Here is a 3,680-nt window from a genome sequence, read left to right on the forward strand (position 1 = left end):
TGCTTAGTTCTAGTTCTGGCTAACAAAGAGCTAAAGTAGGGACATTTTGAAATGGGCATTCACTGCGTGAATTTTATGCCCATTTCAAACCGCTGCGCACGCAGGCGTGCTACGCTATGCCCCTTAGCTAAATGTTATCATATTAAGCAGCAGCTCAGGAGTAGCCTAACTTTTTTAAGCCTTACCTATAAGTCTATTTATGATCCCATCATTATTTGATGCGTCTTTATATGAGAGTGAATGCTCAGTCGGTGAAAGAACTGTGATTAATTCTTTTAGGATTTCCAAATTAATAATGTAATTTCCATTATCATCTTTGTCTGCAGCAAGCTTTATTGAATCACTAAGAGCTATATCATGGGATAACATGTTAGCATTATATTTATACATGTTGACTAAAAATTTCAAATAGAATAAGAAAAACATTGAGAATATGGCTAAAAGGATTTTTTTCCCTAGCATGTGATTGTCAAGTATACCATATTTACCTTCATTGAAAGCCTTTGAATATCCATTTATACTGTTTTTTAAACCAGTGACTTCTGCTGTCAATAGTGCTAAATTATTTTCTATTCCTACACTGTTCTGTTTATGATCTAAAAGATACTGTATGTTTCTAGTCGCTTCTGAATAATGATATTTTAATCGCTGACTTTCTTCATTAAGTAGTGATATGTATCTTGGTTGTTGGTTTGATAGGCCATCAAACATCCATGCGACATATGCAGACCCAATAAGGATTGTTAACATTTGCAATAGCATGGAAAAAGATATTATTTGTTTGGTTATTATTCTTTTGTTGAGTGATGATAATAAATCTTCTATGTTCATACTGTACTCTATGATGATTTGTTTGCTATATTTTTACATGTATATATTTTTGATGTCAAAGTGAATTTTGATATGAAGTATGATAACAAAAAGTTGAAGCAGGGACATTTTGAAATGGGCATTCGCTGCGCGAATTTTATGCCCATTTCAAACCGCTGCGCCCGCAAGCGTGCTGCGCTATGCCCCTTAACTAAATGTTATCAGGAAAGGCATTTAATTAATGCTTTCGGCGTATGAGAGAATTGTAATATTGCCGTAGTAGGGTACTACGGCGAATGAGAGATATTATATCATTAACGCCGCATTAAGGTGTGAGCAACGCTACCACGAAACTAAACCATACCACCGTAAACACAAAACCCAACGATGACACAAAAAATGCCAAGCGTTGGGAATCACACTTAAATGCTTTGTTATGTTCGTTGCTAACTATAAACGAATAAGCTATCGTTTTTTTACAGCTCGAAGGGATTTTCCTGCATTTGAAGCTAACTCATCAATGAGCTGCTCTCTTTGCTCCAAAATTTCTTCCAATAACTCAAGCTTGTTTTCAGCATCGTTAAACGCAGTTTCAGTATCCTCAACGCCGTCACTATAGCCTTCTGAATATCCGTCCATCCAACCAAGTCGATACGTTTGATCAAGAAGATCAGCTTGTTGGTCTTGTAGGTTTTTGTTTTGGTTATTGTTGTTCGAGCCCATGTTGCTTCCTCATTTGTTCGCGCATTTGCTGTTTTAAACCATCATCAATAGTCGTTCTCAAACGTTCGCTTATACTTACGCTACCCTGCTCTTGAGATGGAACAGTAGTCGTCTCGTCAACTTTACTTTTAAGTGACTTCAGCTTATGTGTTGGAAAAACAACCACATTATCTTTTTTACTCATATAGCCCTCCCATCTGAATAAGCCTAAATTATACCAAAACCTCAGTATTCTTAAACTACGTTGGGCAACAAATGACCACCAAGAACATAACAGCGTATTATGCGGAAAGTTTCCGTATAGTAACGTGGCATGCGCTCTGAGTCACAAGATATAACATTCTGTAGTGTGCTGCGTAGTGATTTTAACTGCGGAATTGGAGTTGGCTCATGCTTTGAGTATGCAAAACACATTGCAGTGTGAGCATCGGTTCCATGATAACAAAAAGTTCAAGCAGGGACATTTTGAAATGGGCATTCGCTATGCGAATTTTATGCCCATTTCAAACCGCTGCGCACGCAGGCGTGCTACGCTATGCCCCTTAACTAAATGTTATCAGGAAAGCATTTAATCTATCTTTGAGGCGAATGAGAAAATCGTAATTTTGCCGTAGTAGGGTACTACGGCGAATGGGAAATATTATATTTTTAACGCCCTGTTAAGGTGTGAGCGACACAATACCGTTGCCGCCGCATACTACCTTAATCACTTAATTCAACGCATAGTAAAAATGCCACGCGTTGCGAATCACGCTTAAAGAGTTTGTTATAACCCTTGTCACAGCGTTATCAAGCCCAACTTTGAGGCATTTACTAAATAACTTAGGTGCTTTTGATCTTGATCTGTTCTAGGAGCTTTAGTCGGTTTTACAGAAATAGAAAGTCCGGACATGAAGCCAACAGCAGCTCCTACGAGCGTTGCTATTGGTATAGTGTAACCAGTAAAAAGATCTATCGACTGTCCAGCGGCTATAGTAGGCATTGCCTTTGTTCCAGCCCCAATTAACCCAGCACCAGTAGCGTAATTTATTACATCTTTAAAGTTCAAGGAGTACTGAGGCTCAATGTCAAACTTGTTAAAAAACCGAAAACGCTCTTTAGATACTCTATCTAAATTATTTATTGACTTGGTCAACCTTTCAACGGCTTGCTTGCTCGACAAATCAGCGTCCGGAGATCTTAACACCTCAATATATAACTCATCTAGACATTCATGTAACGCAGCAAGCTCTGAACTTCTTAATTCCTTAAACTCAAGAACTTCATTGATATTCACGTCTTTACTGGGTACAGGTAGTGCATTTGTTAATTTAAAGCGTAGTGTATTTTTATAGTCAGAGCTTTCTTCAGTAAGGTAAATCTGCTTTGCGCCATACTGATGAACAACCCAATCCGTCGTAGGATCTTTTTTAAAGAAGTCAGCCCATTTACATTGTTCACTAATAATTGCTTGACCTATTTCCTCACTATGGAAACGACCATACATTTCTGATCTTGGTCTTAATAACTTCCCAGATTCCAAGAGATCCTTTTCATCGGGCAAGCCAAAAGAGATTAAGTTATTGTCGGGGACAATAAGCTTGTCCCAATATAATAAGTAGTAACGAATCATCTCTGGGGTTATAGCTGAGCTTACAGAAAAACCTGTCATATTAAATTGAAAGCTCATTGGTGACGTAATTACGCCTCTTTCCATTATTACCTCTTTTGCTTGTTTGCTATCACTCGGTTATAACAGCGTTATTAAGCGGAAACTTTCCGTATAGTAACGTAGTATTCACGATACATCACTAATGTAACATTATGTTGTGCGTGGCATAGGAATGAGGGCGTAGAAGTAGAGTTAGATCATGTATTGGGGCTGCAAAAATACATTGCTTTGCTAACATCGGTTCCATGATAACAAAGAGCTCAAAAAGGACATTTTGAAATGGGCATTCACTGCGTGAATTTTATGCCCATTTCAAACCGCTACGCACGCGAGCGTGCTCCGCTATGCCCCTTAGCAAAATGTTATCAGGGGCGGCATTTAAGCTATATTCTCAGCGAATGTAAGTTATGTAAAACTGCCGTAGTAGGTTATTCGCTGGTGCGAAATAGCAGTTAAAATTAGCTATTCGCACCATAGAAGTTTGTTATACTTTTAT

4 protein-coding genes are annotated in these 3,680 nt (G+C 38.2%); all 4 read right to left on the reverse strand.

Annotated features, from left to right (window positions below):
* Positions 1-174: 174 nt before the first annotated feature.
* Complete coding sequence (locus ACRCYC_RS03950) at positions 175-831, reverse strand: hypothetical protein (RefSeq protein WP_438617883.1); 657 nt, start codon at positions 829-831, stop codon at positions 175-177.
* 444 nt (positions 832-1,275) lie between these two features.
* Positions 1,276-1,533, reverse strand: a complete 258-nt coding sequence (locus tag ACRCYC_RS03955; RefSeq protein ID WP_438617884.1) for a hypothetical protein — start codon at positions 1,531-1,533, stop codon at positions 1,276-1,278.
* Entirely contained in the window at positions 1,514-1,717 is a 204-nt protein-coding gene (locus ACRCYC_RS03960) for a hypothetical protein (RefSeq protein WP_172534853.1), read from the reverse strand. The genes ACRCYC_RS03955 and ACRCYC_RS03960 overlap by 20 nt, the downstream gene beginning before the upstream one ends.
* 594 nt (positions 1,718-2,311) lie before the next feature.
* A complete protein-coding gene (locus ACRCYC_RS03965; protein WP_438617885.1) occupies positions 2,312-3,229 on the reverse strand; it encodes a DUF6236 family protein in 918 nt (305 codons plus the stop codon).
* Positions 3,230-3,680 lie beyond the last annotated feature (451 nt).

The sequence above is a fragment of the Paraclostridium sp. genome, from assembly GCF_051657365.1.
In the GTDB taxonomy this organism is placed as follows: Bacteria; Bacillota; Clostridia; order Peptostreptococcales; family Peptostreptococcaceae; genus Paraclostridium.